Source organism: Bradyrhizobium sp. AUGA SZCCT0177 (genome assembly GCF_018130125.1).
Taxonomy (GTDB): Bacteria; Pseudomonadota; Alphaproteobacteria; order Rhizobiales; family Xanthobacteraceae; genus Bradyrhizobium.
The window spans coordinates 63,690-83,263 of sequence record NZ_JAFCMA010000013.1 but is presented as its reverse complement, the minus strand read 5'-3'; the positions used below and the strand labels follow the sequence as shown (position 1 = coordinate 83,263).

At 63.1% G+C, this 19,574-nt stretch carries 15 protein-coding genes; 7 read left to right on the top strand and 8 right to left on the bottom strand.

Going from position 1 to position 19,574, the window contains the following annotated elements; translation table 11 throughout:
- Positions 1-95: 95 nt before the first annotated feature.
- From JQ597_RS17070 to JQ597_RS17060, 3 genes are all read left to right on the top strand, one after another.
- Positions 96-1,721 (top strand): helicase HerA-like domain-containing protein, encoded by a 1,626-nt coding sequence (locus JQ597_RS17070; RefSeq protein ID WP_212265413.1) that lies wholly within the window; start codon positions 96-98, stop codon positions 1,719-1,721.
- Positions 1,722-1,891: 170 nt separating this feature from the next.
- The gene (locus JQ597_RS17065; RefSeq protein ID WP_312011866.1) at positions 1,892-3,238 is read left to right on the top strand and encodes a glycosyltransferase family 87 protein; all 1,347 of its coding nucleotides are present in this window, start codon (positions 1,892-1,894) and stop codon (positions 3,236-3,238) included.
- Positions 3,238-4,644, top strand: a complete 1,407-nt coding sequence (locus JQ597_RS17060; RefSeq protein WP_212265412.1) for a M20/M25/M40 family metallo-hydrolase — start codon at positions 3,238-3,240, stop codon at positions 4,642-4,644. The genes JQ597_RS17065 and JQ597_RS17060 overlap by 1 nt, the downstream gene beginning before the upstream one ends.
- A 350-nt stretch (positions 4,645-4,994) precedes the next feature.
- Here the strand turns inward: JQ597_RS17060 and JQ597_RS17055 are convergent, their stop codons facing one another.
- From JQ597_RS17055 to JQ597_RS17045, 3 genes are all read right to left on the bottom strand, one after another.
- A complete protein-coding gene (locus JQ597_RS17055) occupies positions 4,995-5,978 on the bottom strand; it encodes an NAD-dependent epimerase/dehydratase family protein (protein ID WP_212265411.1) in 984 nt (327 codons plus the stop codon).
- Positions 5,979-6,017: 39 nt separating this feature from the next.
- Complete coding sequence (locus JQ597_RS17050; RefSeq protein WP_212265410.1) at positions 6,018-6,797, bottom strand: class II aldolase/adducin family protein; 780 nt, start codon at positions 6,795-6,797, stop codon at positions 6,018-6,020.
- A 114-nt stretch (positions 6,798-6,911) separates the two neighbouring features.
- Entirely contained in the window at positions 6,912-8,561 is a 1,650-nt protein-coding gene (locus JQ597_RS17045; RefSeq protein WP_212265409.1) for a glycosyltransferase family 39 protein, read from the bottom strand.
- Between the two features lie 391 nt (positions 8,562-8,952).
- Between JQ597_RS17045 and JQ597_RS17040 the strand changes: the two genes are divergently transcribed.
- A complete protein-coding gene (locus JQ597_RS17040; protein ID WP_349628849.1) occupies positions 8,953-9,834 on the top strand; it encodes a DUF308 domain-containing protein in 882 nt (293 codons plus the stop codon).
- 200 nt (positions 9,835-10,034) lie between these two features.
- On the top strand, positions 10,035-10,448 hold the full coding sequence (locus JQ597_RS17035; RefSeq protein WP_212265407.1) for a Ros/MucR family transcriptional regulator: 414 nt from the start codon (positions 10,035-10,037) through the stop codon (positions 10,446-10,448).
- A 49-nt stretch (positions 10,449-10,497) separates the two neighbouring features.
- On the opposite strand, the gene JQ597_RS17030 is transcribed toward JQ597_RS17035, so the two are convergent.
- Positions 10,498-10,926: a SufE family protein gene (locus tag JQ597_RS17030; protein WP_212265406.1), complete on the bottom strand. Its 429-nt coding sequence runs from the start codon at positions 10,924-10,926 to the stop codon at positions 10,498-10,500.
- A gap of 102 nt (positions 10,927-11,028) precedes the next feature.
- A complete protein-coding gene (locus tag JQ597_RS17025; RefSeq protein WP_212265405.1) occupies positions 11,029-11,448 on the bottom strand; it encodes a DUF5330 domain-containing protein in 420 nt (139 codons plus the stop codon).
- Positions 11,449-11,883: 435 nt separating this feature from the next.
- Between JQ597_RS17025 and JQ597_RS17020 the strand changes: the two genes are divergently transcribed.
- Together JQ597_RS17020 and JQ597_RS17015 are read left to right on the top strand one after the other, a co-directional pair.
- Positions 11,884-13,719 carry a PAS domain-containing sensor histidine kinase gene (locus tag JQ597_RS17020; protein ID WP_212265404.1) on the top strand — a complete coding sequence of 612 codons (1,836 nt, stop codon included), beginning with the start codon at positions 11,884-11,886 and terminating at the stop codon, positions 13,717-13,719.
- A complete protein-coding gene (locus JQ597_RS17015; protein WP_212265403.1) occupies positions 13,712-14,458 on the top strand; it encodes a peptidoglycan-binding domain-containing protein in 747 nt (248 codons plus the stop codon). The genes JQ597_RS17020 and JQ597_RS17015 overlap by 8 nt, the downstream gene beginning before the upstream one ends.
- An 8-nt stretch (positions 14,459-14,466) precedes the next feature.
- Here the strand turns inward: JQ597_RS17015 and JQ597_RS17010 are convergent, their stop codons facing one another.
- From JQ597_RS17010 to JQ597_RS17000, 3 genes are all read right to left on the bottom strand, one after another.
- Complete coding sequence (locus JQ597_RS17010) at positions 14,467-16,107, bottom strand: ankyrin repeat domain-containing protein (RefSeq protein WP_212265402.1); 1,641 nt, start codon at positions 16,105-16,107, stop codon at positions 14,467-14,469.
- A gap of 236 nt (positions 16,108-16,343) precedes the next feature.
- The gene (locus JQ597_RS17005) at positions 16,344-17,426 is read right to left on the bottom strand and encodes a class I SAM-dependent methyltransferase (RefSeq protein WP_212265401.1); all 1,083 of its coding nucleotides are present in this window, start codon (positions 17,424-17,426) and stop codon (positions 16,344-16,346) included.
- Between the two features lie 28 nt (positions 17,427-17,454).
- Complete coding sequence (locus JQ597_RS17000) at positions 17,455-19,566, bottom strand: alpha/beta hydrolase (protein WP_212265400.1); 2,112 nt, start codon at positions 19,564-19,566, stop codon at positions 17,455-17,457.
- Positions 19,567-19,574 lie beyond the last annotated feature (8 nt).

Genomic DNA, 19,574 nt, shown 5'->3' with positions numbered 1-19,574 from the left:
CTTGTCCATGGACGGTTTCAATCGACCGGCAGGATGCGATATAATGGCGCTGCTTGGCGACCAAGCTTTCCCGATGCGCGCGAAGAGGCGATGTGATGGCGACCCCCGACAACAAGACAGCCGATACCAATGAGAAGATTTTCATCGGCAAGGGCGAGCAGACAGCGTGGCTGACGCTCGCGCTCGCCAATCGGCACGGCCTCGTCACCGGTGCGACCGGAACCGGCAAGACCGTGTCGCTGCAGGTGATGGCGGAAGGGTTTGCCCGCGCCGGTGTTCCGGTTTTCGCAGCCGATATCAAGGGCGACCTGTCCGGGATCTCCGAAGTCGGCGAAGCAAAGGACTTTATCCTCAAGCGCGCGGGCGAGATGGGGCTCAACTTCCAGCCCGATCAATTCTCGACCGTATTCTGGGACGTGTTTGGCGAGCAGGGCCATCCGGTCCGGGCCACCGTCACGGAAATGGGACCGTTGCTGCTGTCCCGGATGCTCGATTTGAACGACGTCCAGGAGGGCGTCCTCAATGTTGCGTTCCGTGTCGCGGATGAGAATGGACTGACGCTGATCGATATGAAGGATCTCCGCGCGCTGCTGGACGCGATCGTGCCTAACACCAGCAAGAAGGGCCCGGATGCCGAGGAAGATCTGCTGGCGCCGATCCGCAAGGCCGCGCAGGGCTTCGGGAACGTCTCCAAGGCGACGGTTGGAACGATTCAGCGCCAGCTTCTGGTGCTGGAGAACCAGGGCGGCGCCAAATTCTTCGGCGAGCCCGCGTTGTCGTTGAAGGATTTCATGAAAACCGACAGCGACGGCCGCGGCATGGTCAACATTCTGGTCGCGGACAAGCTGATGCAGAGCCCGCGCCTTTACGCGACCTTCCTGTTGTGGATGCTGTCGGAGCTGTTTGAAGAATTGCCGGAAGCCGGCGACCTGCCGAAGCCGAAACTGGTGTTCTTCTTCGACGAGGCGCATCTGTTGTTCACCGATGCGCCGAAGGCGCTGATGGACAAGATCGAACAGGTGGTGCGGCTGATCCGTTCCAAGGGCGTCGGTGTTTATTTCGTTACGCAAAACCCGATCGACGTGCCGGACAAGGTGCTCGCCCAGTTGGGCAACCGCGTGCAGCACGCGTTGCGCGCGTTCACGCCGCGCGACCAGAAGGCGGTGGCGGCGGCGGCGCAGACGTTCAGGCCCAATCCGAAGCTCGATACCGCCCGGGTCATCATGGAGCTCGGCAAGGGCGAGGCGCTGGTGTCGTTCCTCGAAGGCGGCGGCACGCCGACGATGGTCGAGCGGGTGATGATCCGGCCGCCGACGGGACGGATCGGGCCGATCACGCCGGAGGAGCGCAAGACGCTCATGAACAAGAGCCCGGTGAAGGGCAAATACGACACCGCGGTCGACGCTGAGTCCGCCTATGAGATGCTGCTGAAGCGTGTGGCAGGAACGGCCGCGCCGGCGGATGGATCGGATGGCGGCGGTGGCGGCGGCGGATTCCTCGGACAGATCGGCGCGATCGTCGGCACCATCTTCGGCACCAACAACAAGCGCGGCCGGCTGTCGACCGGCCAGGTCATCGCGCGCGACGTTACGCGTTCCGTCACCAACAAGGTGATCGGCGGTGTTGTAGCCGATCTCGGCAAATCGGTCGGCGGCTCACTCGGCAGTTCGGTGGGGCGGGCGCTGGTGCGCGGCGCGCTTGGCGGATTGCTGCGGCGCTGATTTCTTGCGGCGAAGGCACGTCCGCGGAAAGAAAGTATGGATTGCTTCGCTTCGCTCGCAATGTGAGGAGCGTTCCCAGTTCCAACAACCGCCATTGCGAGCGAAGCGAAGCAATCCATCTCACCGCGGAACGAAAGAATGGATGATTTTCTGATGTTCGGATCGAGCTTGTGCTGAGATATCCCTCGTTGCGAGCGCCGCTCGATATTCTGTTTCTGATCTGCTGTATTGGTCTGACGGCCGACGTGCTGGTTCCGGAAATCTGGGGCAACGGCAAGACCAAGGATTATCCGCTGTGGTTCTGGGCCGGGCAGCAGGTGCTGCAAGGCCAGAACCTCTACCCTGACAATCCCGCCACCTATTTCGAATTCATCTACCCGCCGCTGTCGGCGCTATTGCTGGCGATCCCGAGCTATTTCGGCAAGATCCCGCTCTATCTCTGCCTGTCATTGCTCAACATCGTCGCCTGGTGGATGACGGCGCAATATTCCCACGCAATGGCGGGGTCGGCGCAGAAGCCCGGGGAGAAACTCAATCCTTGGCTCGAAGCGCTGCCGGGTCTCGTTACCGTCACCTTCGTGTTCGATATGTTCGATCTCGGGCAGCCGAACCTCGTGCTGCTGGCGTTGATGCTGTACGGCTTCTGGCTGCTGCGCGATCAGCGCGGCTGGATGGCGGGCAGCATGTTCGCGCTCGCGACCGCGATCAAGGTGTTCCCGGTCGCGGTGTTTCCCTATCTGGTCTGGCGCCGGCAGTGGGCGGCGGCCGCGAGCATGCTGGTCTTCCTGTTTGTGTTTCTGTTCGTGCTGCCGGCGCCGTTCCGCGGTTTCCAGCACAACGCCGCCGAATTGAAGAACTGGTACCAGGGCATGGTGGGGTCGAGCTCGGAAAAAGGGTTCGGTCAGCGTGACGAGCAGAACTGGTCGTGGGTCAACCAGTCCATCATCGCGGTGACGCACCGCCTGACGCGGCCGGTGAACTACAATCAGGACGATCCGTCGAAACCCGCGCGCACCATGAATGTCGTCAACCTCGATTTCAGGACGGCGAACCTGATCGTGCTGGCGGTGTCGCTTGTGATCGGGATCGGCTATCTCCTGGTGATGCCGCCGGCCTCGCGCCGGACGGAGAAATCGGACGCCGAGGAAATAGGCATTCTGTTCTGCCTGATGACGGTCGCTTCGCCGCTGGCGCGTCAGTATTATTTTCTGTGGCTATTCTTCCCGATGACGGTGCTGATGCATCGCGCCGCTTTTGATCCGCGGCCCGCGGTCAAGGCCGCCACTTGGGCGCTGCTGGCCGTTGCGGGCTTGCTCCTGTGCCTGTCGTTGCCCCTCTTTCCGAACGATTTGCAGGCCTATGGCAATAACCTCGTCTCGACCGCGCTGCTGGTGGCGGGGCTGGTCTGGCACATGCTGCACCCGCCCAATGCGGACGCTCCCGCCACTTTGCCTCAGTCCACAAGCGGGCTACAAATCGACGCAACAACAATGCCCACAGCCAAGGGAAAACCGTGATGGCCAACGCACAGCTTCAGCCGGTCCTTGACCGCATCGATGCCGATTTCGACAACAGCCTCGAACGGCTGTTTGCGCTGCTGCGGATCAAGTCGATCTCGGCCGATCCCGCCTTTGCCGGCGATTGCAAGGCGGCCGCCGATCACCTGGCCAAGGATATCGCGACGCTCGGTTTTGCGGCGGAGGTGCGGCCGACGGCGGGGCATCCTGCGATCGTCGCCAAGATGAATGGCAGCAAGGGCGGGCGGCCGCACGTGCTGTTCTACGGGCATTATGATGTGCAGCCGGTTGACCCCTTGAACCTGTGGCACCGTCCGCCGTTCGAGCCTGTCGTGACCGACCATGCCGACGGCCGCAAGATCATCGTTGCGCGTGGGGCGGAGGACGACAAGGGACAGCTGATGACCTTCGTCGAAGCCTGCCGCGCCTGGAAATCGGTGACCGGATCGCTGCCGGTGGACGTCACCATCGTCATCGAGGGCGAGGAAGAGGTCGGCTCGAAAAACTTCGTGCCGTTCCTCGAACAGAACAAGGCTGACCTGAAAGCGGACTTCGCGCTGGTCTGCGACACCGGCATGTGGGACCAGAACACGCCCGCGATCACGACGTCATTGCGCGGGCTCGTTTATGACGAGGTCAAGATCAAGGCCGCCAACCGCGATCTGCATTCCGGCATCTTCGGCGGCGGTGCGCAGAACCCGATCCGGGTGCTGACCCATATTCTCGGCGGCCTCTTTGATGACAACGGCCGCATCACCATTCCCGGCTTCTACGACGGCGTGAAGGACCTGCCGCCAGATATCCTGGCGCAATGGAAAAATCTCAACCTGACGGCGGAATCATTCCTGAAGCCGATCGGCCTGTCGATCCCGGCCGGCGAAAAGGACCGCCTCCTGATCGAACAGGTGTCCTCGCGCCCGACCTGCGACATCAACGGCATCGTCGGTGGCTACACCGGCGAGGGTTCCAAGACGGTCATCGCGGCGGAAGCCTCCGCAAAAATTTCGTTCCGCCTGGTGGAGGGACAGAACCCGGACAAGATCCGCAAAGCTTTCCGCGATTATGTGACGGCGCGGCTGCCGGGCGATTGCACGGCCGAATTCATCGATCACTCCAACGCGCCGGCGATCGCGCTCGACTGGAACATGAAGCCGCTGGCGGCCGCCAAGCGCGCGCTGACCGACGAATGGGGCAAGGAAGCGCTGCTGATCGGCTCCGGCGCCTCGATCCCGATCGTCGCGGACTTCAAGCGCACACTCGGCCTCGATACCGTGCTGGTGGGTTTTGGCCTCGACGACGACAACATCCATTCGCCGAACGAGAAGTACGACCTCAAGAGTTTTCACAAGGGCATCCGATCCTGGGCCCGGATTTTGGCAGCGTTCGCGGAAACGCCGAAAGGTTAGCTTCGTAGGATGGGTAGAGCGAAGCGAAACCCATCGCTTCATCCGGTGACGCGAGTCAGCGATTGGCCGTACTCGTCTTTCCATCGCATGGTAAGCTCGGGCTTTATCCTCAGGATTGCGCGGGAGATGTCGGGAGCTGGCCGGTGAATTTGGCGAGCGGTCTTGAAGGGGCAGCGATGTGATGGGTTTCGCTTCGCTCTACCCATCCTACGAGTGACCCCAAAACAAAAACGCCGCCCGGAATTGGGCGGCGTTTTGATTCGGTAGTGCAGAGGTCATTGGAAAGCAGCCTACACGCAATTCCCAAGATTCTCAATTCCGATAACCCGGGCGAATACCGGCGCGGGCCCTTACTCCAGCGGGTAGGGCCCGTCGCGGAAGACGCGGTCGTGATAGCCCTTGCTGCCGACCTCACGCGCGAGCGGGCTGCGGATGTCGTCACCGGTTTGCAGCCGCGCCAGCAGGGTGCGGAAATCATGGCGCGGTTGCCAGCCGAGTTCAGCGCGCGCCCTGGCGTTGACGTAAACCCGGTCGATGCCGGACGCCATCGTCCAGCCGCGCCGTGCATATGCCGCCTCAAAGCCGGGCACGTAACGGCGCAGCACAAGCAGCAAATTGCTGCGCAATTCCGCGGCATCATCGCGCGAGAACGGCGTCGTGGCGCTGATGATGTATTTCGCGAAACCTGCTGATGGTGCGTGGCGGATGGCCAGCAGATGCGCGCTGACCACGTCCTCGAGATCGACGCGGCGATGGAGAAATTCGTTGGCCTTGACGTTGGCGTCGGCATGGTCCTCGTGGACGGCGCGGTTGTCGTCTTCCTCGGGAAAGAAACGCGAGGTGCGCAGGACGATTGCGCCGAGCGAATGGTTGCGCGCAAACAGCTGGCACAGGTCCTCGGCGGCCGCCTTGGTGACGCCGTAGATGTTTTTCGGCACCGGGATGATTTCTTCCGTCACCCAGGCGGCCGGCTCGCCCGGTGGCGGCACCAGCGCGTCACCGAACACGCTCGTGGTGCTGGTATAGACGAACGCCGTGACGCCGGCCGCGGCGGCTTCCTCGAGCAGATTGAGCGTGCCCGTGACGTTGACGTCGACAAAGTCCTGGCGGCTGTGGGTCGCCACATGCGGCTTGTGCAGCGTCGCTGTGTGCAGCACGGCCGTGACGCCCTTCATGCATTGTCGCACAAGGCCGCGGTCGGTGATCGAGCCCACAAGCTGCGTGAACGCGCCGGGAACAACGTCGATGCCGAGGACTTCACGCCGATCAGCATGCAGGGTACGGACCAGTGCCTCGCCGAGATGGCCGGAACTGCCGGTCACCAGAATAGTCACGTTGCTGAACCTTTCGCACTGTTCGCCCGCTTGCGGGCGTCAGGTCCGGTAGCTCGGGTCGATGCGATCGAGTTTGCGCAGGAGCGGTGGCCACACCAGGTTGGTCGAGCGCATTTCGGCACGATCAGGATTGCTGAACAGTTGCGCGTTCTTGTAGACCACGGCCTCTTCGACCGGATAGGCTGATGGCCCGAGCATGCGGGTGCGCACCTGCATCGTGCAGGCCCGCTCCAGATGGTACATGCGCTCGAAGGCGGAGGCGACCGAGCGGCCGACGGTGAGCGTGCCGTGATTGCGCAGCAGCATGTGGTTCTTGTTGCCGAGGTCCTTTTGCAGCCGCGGACGCTCGTCATGATCCAGCGCGATGCCTTCATAGTCGTGATAGGCGAGGTCATGGGTGACCAGTTGCGCGGTCTGGTTCATCGGTAGCAGGCCGTCCATGCAGCTCGCCACTGCCGTGCCGTCGGGCGTGTGCAGATGCAGCACGCAGCCGGCGTCCTCGCGCACCTCATGGATCGCCGAATGGATGGTGAAGCCGGCCGGGTTGATGCTGTAGTCGCTCTGGGTGAGCTGGTTGCCGTTGAGGTCGACCTTGACCAGGCTCGAGGCGGTGATCTCGTCGAACATCAGGCCGTAGGGATTGATCAGGAAATGATGCTCGGGGCCGGGCACGCGCGCCGAGATGTGGGTGTCGACGAGATCGTCCCAGCCATAGAGCGCGACCAGCCGATAGGCGGCGGCGAGATCGACGCGCTGGTTCCACTCGGCATCGGTCATGCCGGACGGTACTTCCTTGAGGCGAGCTTCGGCTGGCGACATGACCGGTTTCTCCCGTGCAATGCTGGTTTTCGCAGGCGAGTCTAGCCCTGCGCCCGCACCACAGCAAGGCGCGGCCAGGAGCTGGCTGTTATGCCTTTGTGCTCTTGATATGGGCTACGGCGCCGGAATGGCCAGCAGGGAGGAAATGGCGCGGCCGCGAATATCGTAGACGCGCGCGAACACGACGTCGTCGCGCTTGATTTCCACCATCACCGGCGCGGTGAGGCCCTTGCAATAGAATTCGCCCAGCGTCATCGCGAAGTCGGCGGCGTTGCTGTCCCAGCCGATGGTGAAATCCGGACCGAGCGCGACTTGCGCCGGACGTTGCGGGCCGCACACCGCAACCTTCCACTTGCGCCCGCTCGGTGCGACTTCCTGTCGCTCGACCAGTTCCTCGCGCAGGCCGTCGGAAGCCTGCTTCAGCGCCAGGCCCCAATAGTCCAGCATGAAGAAATTGTCGGCGGAGCGGACCGTGCCGGCGATGTGGTTGAAGTGGGTGTATTCGTAAGGATGCAGGCGGATCATTTCGCTGAGCGGCAGCAACAGCCCGAACGCAAACGCCGCAAGGGCTGCGGGTTGCCAGCTGCGGCGGTTTTCCTTCAGCCAGGTCATGCCCCGGCCGAAGGCGACGCCGGCCAGCACCGCCATTGGCGGGATCACGAACACGAAATGCCGGATGCCGTTGTAGAGCGCGGGCCGCTTCACCATCGCGATCACCAGCGGCAGCGTCGCCGCCATCGTGAGCATCAACATAATGGTCTTGCGCCGGGCGGGCACGTCGGTGCGCGACAGCGACATGAAGGTGCCGATGATGCCGGCGAACAACAGCGCCAGCAGCACTTCGGGGAGCTGCAGCGCGAACAGCGTCGGCAGATACGACCACGGCATGTCCGGCACCGACACCAGCGCGCCGTCGAACATTTCCTTCCAGGGCTTTTCGAAGAAATGCGAGAAATAGGTCAGCGCCTTGAACGGATGGTCCGGCTCCATGATCGCCCATGGCCATACCAGGCCCATCAGCAGGTAGCCGAACACGAGGCCCGGCAGCAGCACGTAAACCACATGGCCGAAGCGATGCGCGGCCTCGCGCGCGCCTTGCGTACGATATTCCTCGATCAGCAACGGCACGAAACCGACCATGGCGTAGACCAGCGCCAGCCCGCCGAGAATGCGGCAGCCGATGGCAAGTCCGGCACCAAATCCGACGATCAGGATGGTTCGCGGCGAGGGCGAGGGATATTCCTCGGCGAGGCGGACCAGACCCAGGATCAGGATCACCATCGAGACCGCGAATGGCGCGTCCTTCGGGTTCATGAACATGTGGCCGTAGAAGGTCGGGCACAGCGCCAGCAGCAACAGCGTCGCGAGCCCGGCCAGCGGACCGCCGACGCGCCGCGCGAGCCGCCACGTCACGGCAAGTCCGATGACGCCGACGACGGCGCCGAGCAGGCGGCGCGTTTCGAACAGTTCGAGCGGGATGACCTTGTGCAGCAGTGCCGCCGCCATGTCGAAGCCGCCGCCGTACATGTAGAGATTGGCGAACGACAGCGCGCCGACATCCTTGAAACCGGAACCGTACATGCGCAGCAACAGCTCGGCATATTCGGCGTGGGTGTAATCGTCCCAGCCCAGTCCGTAATCACGGAAGGTCAAACCTGCGACCAGGGTGACAGCGGCCAGCACGACCATGGCTAGGTCGTCCCAAGTCCGCTCCATCGAGCGCCGCTCGGGCGTATCGACGGCAGATGTCGTGATGGCTGACATGGCTATTGGCTAACCCGGTGTCCCCTTTGGCCCAGCGTTTGCGCTTTTGAGCCTCTTTCCCCGGCATCCATATAGCGCAGTTCCATTTTCAAGTAATTGAGAATTGTGGTCTAATTCCCTGATGCAATGCAACAAATTGGCGGTAATTAGTAGGCCGTAGATATACGGGAGGCGTCTGAATGGCAGCTGAATGCCGCGATCGGCGCCTGAATTTGCAGAGGGAAGGCTTCCGCTGCCAAGGGATTTTTCAGGGGATTTTTGAGGAACCGTTTTTTGAGGAACCCTGTGCAGAATTGCTGGTTGGCGGTGCGCACATTATGACGGTATCGTGGCATAGGCGGTTTGCGAGCATTTCGGGCGCAGCCGGGGGGTTAGTTCGATGATGGTTGGCATGTTGGTCGCGGGTACCGGCCTTGTTTTGGCGGGCCTGCTGGCGATTGGCTACGGAATCACGATCAACGAGTTCAGCACCGGCAACACGCTGATCCTCTCCGGCGTGACCGGGTTTTGCACGGGCGCGATCATGCTCGGGCTCGGGGTGGCGGTGCGGGAACTGAAGAACATCGCGTGGCAGCTCGGTGCTGGCGTATCCCGGCCGCGCGGCGAGGCCATGGTACGGCCGGTGCTTCCACCGGGTATGTTACCGGAGGCTGGTTCAGGCGACGGCGGTGTTCCATTCAAGCTAGAGACCGCCGAGAGTGCCGGCGGCGAGCCCGCCGCACCTGCTGCCGCGTCGCCGTCTCCGCCGCCATGGCAGGGTGAGGCCGCCACACGCGAGCGCCCGCGTGGCGACCTGCCGACGGAATCCGAGCCGGCCGAGGCTGCGCCCAAGCCAAAGCGCAATCTGTTGTTTTCCTCAACGTCGCGAAAGGAACGCGAGCGCGCACAGGCGAGGACCAGCGAGCCGCTGCCGCCGGATCTGTTGTCGCCGGATCTTCGCCCTAATCCGCCAGCCGCGCCGCCGCCGCCAGTCCCCGCCGAAACGCAACCGCCATCGTTCGACGATGCCTGGCCGAAACCGGAGCGATCGCGGCCTGGCGAGACCCCGCCGCCGCGTCGCGCGGGCCGGACACCCCCGGCATTCGACGAACCAAACGGCGCCCCGCCGCGTAATGACCAACAGCCGGCCGTAACGGTGCTGAAATCGGGCGTCGTCGACGGTATGGCCTATTCGCTCTATTCGGACGGATCGATCGAGGCCCAGATGCCCGAGGGCATGATGCGCTTTGCTTCCATCGACGAGCTGCGCACGCATCTCGATCAGCGGCCCTGAAGCGCACAATACTTGGCCAGCAATACGGCGTGAAAATAAAACGCCGTTGTTCTTGTCAGATTCCCGGTAATTCGGTCATATTCGCCAAGTCGTATTACATTCCCTGTGCGTATAGGCGCGGCCGGATACTTTCAGCACCCTACGCGCTCGCGCGTTCGCGATCCCAGGATCGCGTTTGCGATTCCCAGGAAGGTTGAGCCATGACCGATTCCGCCGGCAAGACGCCCGTCGAACTGACCGCCAATATCGTATCGGCCTATCTCAGCAATAATCCGACGCAGGCCTCTGAAATCCCGAACCTGATCAGCCAGGTTCACGCCGCGCTGCTGCGGGTATCGACCGGCCGGATCGAGACGCCGCTCGAACCGGCAAAGCCGGCCGTGTCCGTCAAGAAATCGATGACCCCGGAGTATCTGATCTGTCTCGAGGACGGCAAGCGCTTCAAGTCGCTGAAGCGCCATCTGCGCACGCAATACAACATGACGCCGGAGCAATATCGCGACAAATGGGGCCTTCCGCCCGACTATCCGATGGTCGCGCCGAATTATGCCGTGGCCCGTTCGCAGCTCGCCAAGAAGATGGGCCTCGGCCAGCAGGCGCGGAAGCGGAAATAGCAAAGCGTTTTCGAGCGAAGTGGATACCGGTTCGCGTTAAGAAAACGCGTCAGGAAGCGGTGGCAAGCGCCTCGCGCGCATCGGAGCGGATGCGCTCGACCATCGAGCGCAGGCCGTTGGAGCGCTGCGGCGTCAGATGCTCGCGAAATCCGAGTTCGTCGAACAGGGCAATCGCATCCGTCGACAGGATCTGCTGCGGCGTGTGCCCGGAATAGAGCGTCAGCAGGATCGCGATCAGGCCGCGCACGATGTGGGCGTCGCTGTCGCCGAGGTAGTTCAGGCGCGGTTCGCTGTTGCCGCTGCGGTCGAGCTGCTTCGAGAGCCAGACCTGGCTGGCGCAGCCGTTGACCTTGTTGGCCGCGGAATGCTCGGCTTCCGGCATCGGCGCAAGCGTGCGGCCGAGTTCGATGACGTACCGATAACGGTCGTCCCACTCGTCCAGCAGCTCAAAATTTTCCCTGATCTCGTCGATCGTCATCGTGGCCCGCGTCCCGTGTTCCAGCGTGTATATAGGATGCGGGCGGAGCGAAAGCGACGAAAATGGAACCGGTTCCGGGCCTATTTTCCAGCCATTATTCCGTCAATGCGCAGACGTGCCGCGCCACTCGGTTGCGAGATCCTCTTGCGTGAGCGTATCGCGCGGCGCGGTGGCCGCCAATGTGGCTTCGTCGCCGCCCGGGCCGTCGATCGAGCCGGTGTGGTCGGGGGCTTTCTTGTCGGGCTTATCGGGCTTATCGGGCTTGTCGGTGATGATCTGATACAGCTTGCGCGCGCCGTCCTGCGCGCGCTGGCCGATCACGGTCGCGGCCTGGCCGCCGACTTCACAGGCCGCCGGCTGGCGCTTGCAGAACTGCCCCATGTCGGAGACGGCCGCGGTCGCGGCCGATACGGCTTCGGAGGCGCCGATCTGCGGCAGCTTGTCCGATTCAGGCGTCTTTTCTCTGGGCAGCAGCACGAGCACCAGTCCGAGCCAGAACACCATGCGAAGCAGAAAGAACATCTCGCGACCCCGGTCGTTTCTTTTGGTCCTGTTGCGGTTATGTCCGCAGGTTTACTCCTGACTATCAGCCGTCGATAAATCGCAAGTGTTTGCATTGAAGTAAATTCGCCGAAAATTCGCTGAAAATTCCAATGATTTGATTCGACGTAAATTTTCGATTGATATTCGCGAACACAAAAAAGTGGGCGTGCCGGGGCCGTCCACCATTTCGAAACCATAGATTGATTGCGCCGGAAACCTGTCGTTCACCATCCGCGTCGAATGAGCGTTCCGTAACGGGTTAAAGCTCCGCGAATGCACGGTGTTTGCCGCCCGGCCGCCGTGCCTTAGCGTTCGCTTAAGTTCGCTCTGACACGGTGGGCCAAAGATAAAGGGGGCGTTCCGGCGCGTCTGCAAAGCCAACCTGTCAGACGAACAAGCCGAAGCGCAAAAGCCGTGAGTGTTTTGAGTATCATCCGCGATTGTCTCGATGCGCTGCTGCATCCGTCCGCACGATATGATGCGCTGACGCGCGCGCGGCATCGCGCCTTTATGGCGCCGCGGCTGCTCGGCAGCCTCGCCGCCTTTGCGGCATTCCCGGTCTACCTGGCGATGCGCGGTGCGCCCACGGCCATCGAGGTTGCGGCTTTTGCCTGGCTGATCGCACCCATCCTGCTGTCATGGTTCCTGTCGCGCACCGGTCGTTACGACGGCGCGCATATTCTGTCGTCGCTGGCGCTGGCCGGTCTCGTCATGATGGTCGCCGCGACGACCGGAGGCATTGAGTCCTTTGCCGCGGTCGGGCTGGTCGTGGTTCCGCTTGAGGCCGCGCTCTCGGCCTCGCGCCGCGTCGTCGCGTTTGCCTCGGCGCTGGCGTTGTCCTGCGCCGCGCTATTGATTGTCCTCGGGCATTTCGACCTGTTGCCGGTGGTGGAGCCGAACGCGGCGTTGCGTAGCGTCCTGATGGCGGTTGGAATAGCAGCGGCGACGCTCTATGCCGTCGGTCTCGCCTTTGGCTCGGAATCGCTGGCGCGTACCAGCGTCGCGCTGCTCAGTGTCGAGGAAGACCGCTACCGCCTGCTGGCGCTTAACATGAGCGACGTGATTTCACGCCACAGCCGCAACGGCGCGGTGCAGTTCATTTCGCCCGCCGCGGAAACCATGCTGGGCGCTTCAGTCACGCGGCTTGCAGGTCACGGCCTGTTCGACCGCGTCCATGTGGCCGATCGTCCGGCCTATCTGACCGCATTGTCGGACGCCGCGCGTGGCGGCGAGGCGCGCAGCGTCGAGTTCCGGCTGCGGCGCGATGTCGCCCGCGGCCAGAGCAACTCCGATTTCATCTGGGTCGAGATGCGCTGCCGGCCGCTCGAGCATGCCTCGCCCGAGGCCGAAGTCGTCGCCGTGATGCGCGACGTCACCGACCGCAAGATGCAGGAGCAGGCGCTGGAGTTGGCGCGTACCGCCGCCGAACGGGCGGATGCGTCCAAAACGCGTTTCCTCGCCACCATGAGCCATGAACTGCGCACGCCGCTCAACGCCATCATCGGGTTCTCCGAGATGATCGTTCAGGAAGATGTGCTGATGATCGACGCGGCGCGCCGCAAGGAATATGCGCAGCTGATCAACGATTCCGGGCAGCATCTGTTATCGGTCGTCAACGGCATTCTCGACATGTCGAAGATGGAGTCCGGCAATTTCGAGATTTCGCCCGAGCCATTCGCGCCGCGCGCCGCGTTGCTGCATTGCTGCAACCTGCTGGCCCTGAAAGCGCGCGAAAACGGCGTCGATCTCGTCACCCGTGCGCCGGAAGATCTGCCCATGATGACGGGCGATCCACGCGCCTTCAAACAGATCGTGCTGAATCTGGTCGCCAACGCCGTCAAATTCACCGAGCGCGGCGGCAATGTCACGGTCTCGGCTGCGGTCGAGGGCTCGCGCCTGATGCTTCGCGTTACCGACACCGGGGTCGGCATCGCACCCGACGATCTCAAGCGGATCGGCGATCCGTTCTTCCAGGCCGGCAAGACCTATCAGCGCAAGCACGAAGGCACCGGCCTCGGGCTGTCGATCGTGAAGGGCCTGGTCGGATTGCACCATGGCGAGGTGAATGTGCAGAGCAAGGTCGATGAGGGAACCACGGTAACCGTGGTCTTGCCGCTTGCCTTCGCGCCGTCGGCGGTGGAATTGAATTCGCCTTCGAGCCCGGTACCTTCGAGCAATGTCGCGACGCTGAAGCCGGCGCTGCGATCAGGATTACAAGACCAAGCCCATCAGGTGAAGAAAAGTGCCTAAGCGAACGATCGAGGACGACGAGATGCCGCGCCGCCGCCGTGGCGCGAAAGCGGTTGCAGTCGACGCGGAAGAAGAGCGTGGATTTGTGATGCGCATGCTCTTGCACAGTCCGAAGGACATGCTGGCCGGCGCGCTGGCCGTTGCCGCCATCGGCGCCATCCTCACCAACGCCTTGTTTCTGCAGGCCGGTCGTCATCCGTCGCCGATGTTCGGTTCGGTCGTGACGTTGCCGGTGCCCGCGGTTGCGAATCCGCTGCCCCGTCCGCGCCCGGTTGAACTCGCGGTGCGTTCCGCCGAGCCTCCGGAACCGAAACCCGTCGAGGCCAAACCCGCCGAGAGCAGGAACGTGGATCCCAAATCCGCTGACCCCAAAAACACTGACCCCATGACCAATCTGGTGGTCAGATCGACCGGTTCGGCTCCCGCTGCAGCTTCCAGCATTGCCCTTCCGGCGGCCAAGCCGGCCGGGTCCGCTCCGGCCACGACAGCCCATGTCGTGAGGCCGCCGGCGCCGATTCCGGCCTCCGCGCAATCCGCGGGCGCCCGCCGCGTGGCGTCAGTGCAGCGCGCGCTGACCGAATACGGCTACGGCCAGTTGAAGCCGACCGGCGCCGTCGGTGCCGACACGCAGGCGGCAATCACGAAATTCGAGCGCGACCGCAAGCTGCCGGTGACCGGACAGATGTCCGACCGACTGGTGAAAGAGCTCACCGCAATGACCGGCCGTCCGATCGAGTAAGCTGGGCCTTACGACCCATCCAGCAGGATCTCGGTGACCTCGTCGGAGAATCGTTTTCTCCGCCCGTCGATCAAAATCCATTCCGAGCCGTCATGATCCGGCTTCGCGCGCGGCATGCCATGGTCGAGCAGGGCGCGCGCGCAGCCCGACCAGTCACCGCCTTCGACCGGCTCGTTGCAAGAGGCCCAGGAAAGCGAACCACAGGCATTGTCGCCGAAGCCATGTTGCTCGGTCCAGTCTGCCCCATGTTCGAGCAGGAACCGGGTCAATTCGGCGTCGCCACGAAACACCGCCAGATTGAGTGCTGACGCATTCCAGTCGCCGCCGCGCACCGCGATCGGCCAGCCGAGCCTGACCATCAGCCTTACCCCCACATCGTTGCCCTCGGCGGCGAGATCGGGCAGCAGCCGCAACTGCGAGGCCGGAAGCGTTTCGGGGAGGTCGGGTCGCCCGGCGCGGATGCGCCGGGCCTCGGCCTCATCGCCGCAGGCGCAGGCCGCAATGAACGCTTCCTCATCCGGAATGGGCCCGTGTGCAGCGCTCGCGCGCAGGAGATCGGCGACCTCGCGAAGGCCAAACTGCAAGGCGAGCCGGTAGGCGCTGACGCCGTCAGGCGTCGCTGCCAGCGGGTTTGCGCCGGCGTCCAGCAACGTCTCGATACACCGGCGGGATCGCCGCCGGCGGATCGCCCACAGCAGTGGCGAACCCCAGTGGGTCAAGGGTGAATTGCGCGCGGGCTCATTTGGATCGCCGCCGTGCTGAAGCAGCAGTTCAAGTGCGGCGACATTGTCGAAGTCGAGTGCACGGTAGATCGCGTTGCTGCCCGCGACATGCGCGCCACGCTCGAGCAGCAGGCGGGTACATGCAAACCTCTCCAGCGAGTGATAGAGGGACTCGCCGTCGTCAGGATCAGCGCCGGCGTCGAGCAACAGTTTCGTGAGTTCGGGGTCATGGTTCGTCCCGGCGGCGCCATACAGCGCCGACAAGGGATTGCCGTCGTCGGGTTCGCTGATCGATGCCGGTGGCCAACGGTTGCCGATACGCTGGTTGGGATCGGCGCCTGCCGCCAGCAGCAAACGGGCACAGCGATGCAGACGCGCGCGGAATTCCGGGACGGACAACAGGCTGGAATGCGTGACGGCGACAAGTGGAGGCAAGCGTAGCGGTCCACCCGGACGGTTGACCCAAGCCGGGTCTTGCTGCGTGGCCTGTCGCAACGTATCTTCCGCGCCGATCGCACATGCCAGATAGGGGTTGCCCGAGACGAGATCGGGGTTTTCGGCCAGCATCCTGATGGCAACGCGCGGATTGGCGCGATTTGCCGTGCCATTGATGTCGCCGGCATAAACCAGTTGGAGCCAACGCAGGACACGCTCCTCGCGCTCGCTGCCGATGGCCGATTGCGCTTCCAGATAACGTCTCAGGTCCTGCCAGGAAGCGAAGCCGTAGTCGCGCGCCACGCACGATTGAGCGTCATGGAGCCGGAGATTCAAGGAAGCGATCTGATCGTCGTTCTGCCCCGCGGCTGCCGGAAGGGCACGGCGAAAGCGGGCAAAAGCGTCGCCATCACGCTGCCGGTAGAGACGGATCAGATCCTTGGCTTGCTTCTTGAGATGGTCGAGATTTAGTCGATCGGGCGATCGTTCCATTGGAAACCTCCGTGCAAGGATCGCCGATGGTCCGCAATACCGGCTGCTGCACAAAGGCTCTAGGTGCTGCTTGGAAGCTGCAAGTGGGTTCGACCCTTCCCGCGGACCCGGGTGCGGCTTGCACCGCAGGTTTGAGAATATGGTTGGTCCGCGCGACGGTCAACCCGCCGTATGTCGGCCGCAAGGATTCTTGCGGCCGGTAAACTTTGCCAGGCTTACAGCCGCCACGCTGGATACTAAGGCCTTGCCTCGAGGATCATGTTGAACGGCGTCTCGGTGGCACGACGCACGCTCTTGAAGCCACCCTTCAGAATGACTTCGCGGAGCCGTGCTTCGCCGGCCTGCGCGCCGAGGGCGGTGCCGACTTCCTGCGAGAGCGAGGTCGGCACGCAGATCATGGTCGATGCGGCATAGTACAAGCGTCCGACCGGGTTGAGGTTCTGCTCGAGACGATCGCCGGCTATCGGCTCGCAGATCATCCATGTCCCATCGTCCTTCAGGGATTGGCGGATGTGAGCGGCGGCTCCCGCCGGGTCGCCCATGTCGTGCAAGCAGTCGAAACAGGTCACGAGATCGTAGTCCTTGCCGGGATAGTCCTTGGCGAGGCCGACCTCGAAGCGCGTGTTGGCGGAAACGCCGTGGGTTTCGGCATGCGCCTTTGCATCCGCGATCGAACGGGGATGGAAGTCGTAGCCGACGAACCGGGACTTGGGAAAAGCCTTGGCCATCAGGACCGTCGACCAGCCGTGGCCGCAGCCGACGTCCGCGACCTCAGCGCCGGCCTCCAACTTCTTCATCACGTCACCTCCGAGAGCAGGAAGCCACGTCGATACGATGTTGTTGTGATAGCCGGGCCGGAAGAAGCGGGCCACCGCGCAGAACATGCAGCCGGCCTGATCGCCCCAGGCGACACCGCCACCGGACTTGAACGCGGCCTGAACTTTCGGCTGGTTCTCGAACATCGCCGCCATCAGATCGAAGCCGCCCATCAGATAGACCGGGCTGTCGGGAATAGCGAACACCATCGCCTGCTCGGGCGGCAGCGCGAATTTCGCCGAGGCAGGGTCGTAGGACAGATAGTTGGAACTTGCCTGATTGGACAGCCACTCGCGAAGGTATCGCGGATCGACCTTCGCGGTGCTGGCGAGTTCGGCTGAGGTCATCGGCCCATTGGTGTGTAGCGCCTTGTATAATCCTAGCGCATCGCCCATCCGTACCATGGCGACGCTGGACGCGCCCCCGAGGTCGCCCAGCATCTGGCCGACGAATGCGTTGAGTTTGCCTTCATCAATCCGGGTCGCTTGATTAACGCTCGACATAGCTACCTCCACTGACAATTGATTTCGGTTAGAACAGATCCGCCAGCATGCGGGCGGCACGGACCGCACCGTCAGCTTCGACGGATTTGAATTTGGCCGGCGCGCGCAATGCAGCAACCATCGCTTCAGCGATCATGTCCGGCGTCGACGTCGCGAATGCCATGCGCGTGCCGGCGCCATAGCGATCGAGACGATGCGCGACGTGGAAATTCTGCTCGAAGTGGTTCTGGAGCGGAAAGTAGAGGAACGGCGTTCCGGCCGCGGTCAACTCCATGCAGGTGGTAAGGCCGCCCTGCACAAGGGCGAGATCGCACGCGGCGAGATGACGGTCGAGGTCGGGTACGAAGGCGCGCATCTCGACACCCTCTGGCGCGCCGAGCGAGGCCGGATCGATCCGCGGGCCCGCCACCACGATCATGCGCAACTCGGGCAGCCTGGCCCGCGCTATCGGATAGCTCTGCAGGATGCGTTTGATCAGGTGGGTGCCGACGGCGGATCCGCCGACCGTGACGATGCAGACGGGCTCGTCCGGCCGGTAGCCGAGGCGCTCGCGCAGCTCCGCGCGGCTGCCGAAAATATGCGGGTGTTCGCCGATGATGTAGCCGGCGAAATCGAAATGCCGCGGCACCCAGTCGCGCATCGCCGGCAGGTCCTTGCCGAACGACAACGGGACGATGTCTTCGGGGCTTCCGACGAAAATGGCGCGGTCGCGCACGCCGGGATGCCGCTCGATGTGTTCGATCATTTCGGCGTTGTAGTCGGTGGTCAGGAACGCCTCATGCTCGCCGCCCGACGGCATCGGCACATAGCCGACGAAGTCGGTGAACCAGGCGAGCCCGGCTTTCTTCAGCTCCGGGTGCTCGTGCCAGTAATGATCGATGTCCCAGGCCTCGTCGGCGATGACGAGATCGTAGCCTCCCTCGTCGACGGCATCCTGGAAAGTCATGAAGTTCGCGATCAGCACCTCGTCCATGTTGCGGAGGGCCTGGAAACAATGCAGGTCGTGCTCGCCCGACTCCATCTCAATATGCCTGGACTCGCTGGCCAGCCGCGCACTCAGCGGATGGACCCGTTCGCCGTTGGCCTCCAGCAGGCGCGTCACGGGATCCTGCGCCAGCCAATCGACCTCCAGTTCCGGATGCAGCTTGCGTAGCTCGCGCGCGATGGCGATATCGCGCCGTCCATGCCCGAGGCCGATCGGCGAGGAGAGATAGAGTGCGCGTTTGGCCTTCCTTGTCGTGTGGTTCGCTCGCGTTGCGGGGGCGGCGATGGCGAGCCTGCGAGCGAGGAAATCGACAATCAGGGTGTTGGTCTTTGCGGGAATGCGGCCGAGCGGGTTGTGACCGCCGCCCGGAATGGTCACCAACTCCGCATTCATCACCTCGGCCAGCGATCTCGCGCGTGCATGGCGCTGGATCTGGTCGTTGTCGCCGTGAATGAGCAGCACGGGACAGCGGATCTTGCGATACATCGCTTCGCTGACATCGAAGCGCGGCGGGATCATCCGCGCGTCGACGGTGTTGATCAACACGGGACCGCTGGTCTCGCCCGCCCAGCCGATGCCGTCCTCGATCTGCTTGGTCGAGTGCGGCTCGGTATGGATGTTGCGAATGAAGTGTTCGGCGAAGTCGGGGTAATCCGCCAGCCAGTGCGCGCGGTTGAATTTATTCCAGCCGTCGAACCGCTCCTGTTTGGCATCGAAATGCTTGTTCGCCAAATGGGGATAGTTGGCGGGTCCGATGCTCGCTACCGTCCCGACCAGGATCGCGGCCTTCACACGATCAGGGTGATGCGCGGCCAGCACGCTGGCGAGCATGCCGCCAAACGACAGGCCAACGAGAATTGCCTTGCCCGCGCCGGTGGCGTCCATGACGGCAAGCAGATCGGCCACGTAATTGTCCAGCGAATAGCTCGTCACGTCCTCAGGGCGGTCCGACTTGCCGTTGCCGCGGCCGTCATAGGTGATGCAGCGGAAGCGTTCGCTGAAATACGGCAATTGCGCCTTGTAGATCCGCGAATGGACGATGCACCAGGGCGGCACGAACAGCATGGTTTCCGGGCCATTGCCGTAGATCTCGTAGTAGATCCTGACGCCGTCGCGATCGATAAAACCACTTTCGTCGGGCAATTTCGCACGCATCGCGTCAC

Bases quoted from the DNA above. Each gene is read 5' to 3' on its own strand.
- JQ597_RS17070 (WP_212265413.1), top strand. From the start codon at position 96: ATGGCGACCCCCGACAACAAGACAGCCGATACCAATGAGAAGATTTTC.
- JQ597_RS17060 (WP_212265412.1), top strand. From the start codon at position 3,238: ATGGCCAACGCACAGCTTCAGCCGGTCCTTGACCGCATCGATGCCGAT.
- JQ597_RS17050 (WP_212265410.1), bottom strand. From the start codon at position 6,797: ATGTCGCCAGCCGAAGCTCGCCTCAAGGAAGTACCGTCCGGCATGACC.
- JQ597_RS17045 (WP_212265409.1), bottom strand. From the start codon at position 8,561: ATGTCAGCCATCACGACATCTGCCGTCGATACGCCCGAGCGGCGCTCG.
- JQ597_RS17040 (WP_349628849.1), top strand. From the start codon at position 8,953: ATGTTGGTCGCGGGTACCGGCCTTGTTTTGGCGGGCCTGCTGGCGATT.
- JQ597_RS17035 (WP_212265407.1), top strand. From the start codon at position 10,035: ATGACCGATTCCGCCGGCAAGACGCCCGTCGAACTGACCGCCAATATC.
- JQ597_RS17030 (WP_212265406.1), bottom strand. From the start codon at position 10,926: ATGACGATCGACGAGATCAGGGAAAATTTTGAGCTGCTGGACGAGTGG.
- JQ597_RS17025 (WP_212265405.1), bottom strand. From the start codon at position 11,448: ATGTTCTTTCTGCTTCGCATGGTGTTCTGGCTCGGACTGGTGCTCGTG.
- JQ597_RS17010 (WP_212265402.1), bottom strand. From the start codon at position 16,107: ATGGAACGATCGCCCGATCGACTAAATCTCGACCATCTCAAGAAGCAA.
- JQ597_RS17005 (WP_212265401.1), bottom strand. From the start codon at position 17,426: ATGTCGAGCGTTAATCAAGCGACCCGGATTGATGAAGGCAAACTCAAC.
- JQ597_RS17000 (WP_212265400.1), bottom strand. From the start codon at position 19,566: ATGCGTGCGAAATTGCCCGACGAAAGTGGTTTTATCGATCGCGACGGC.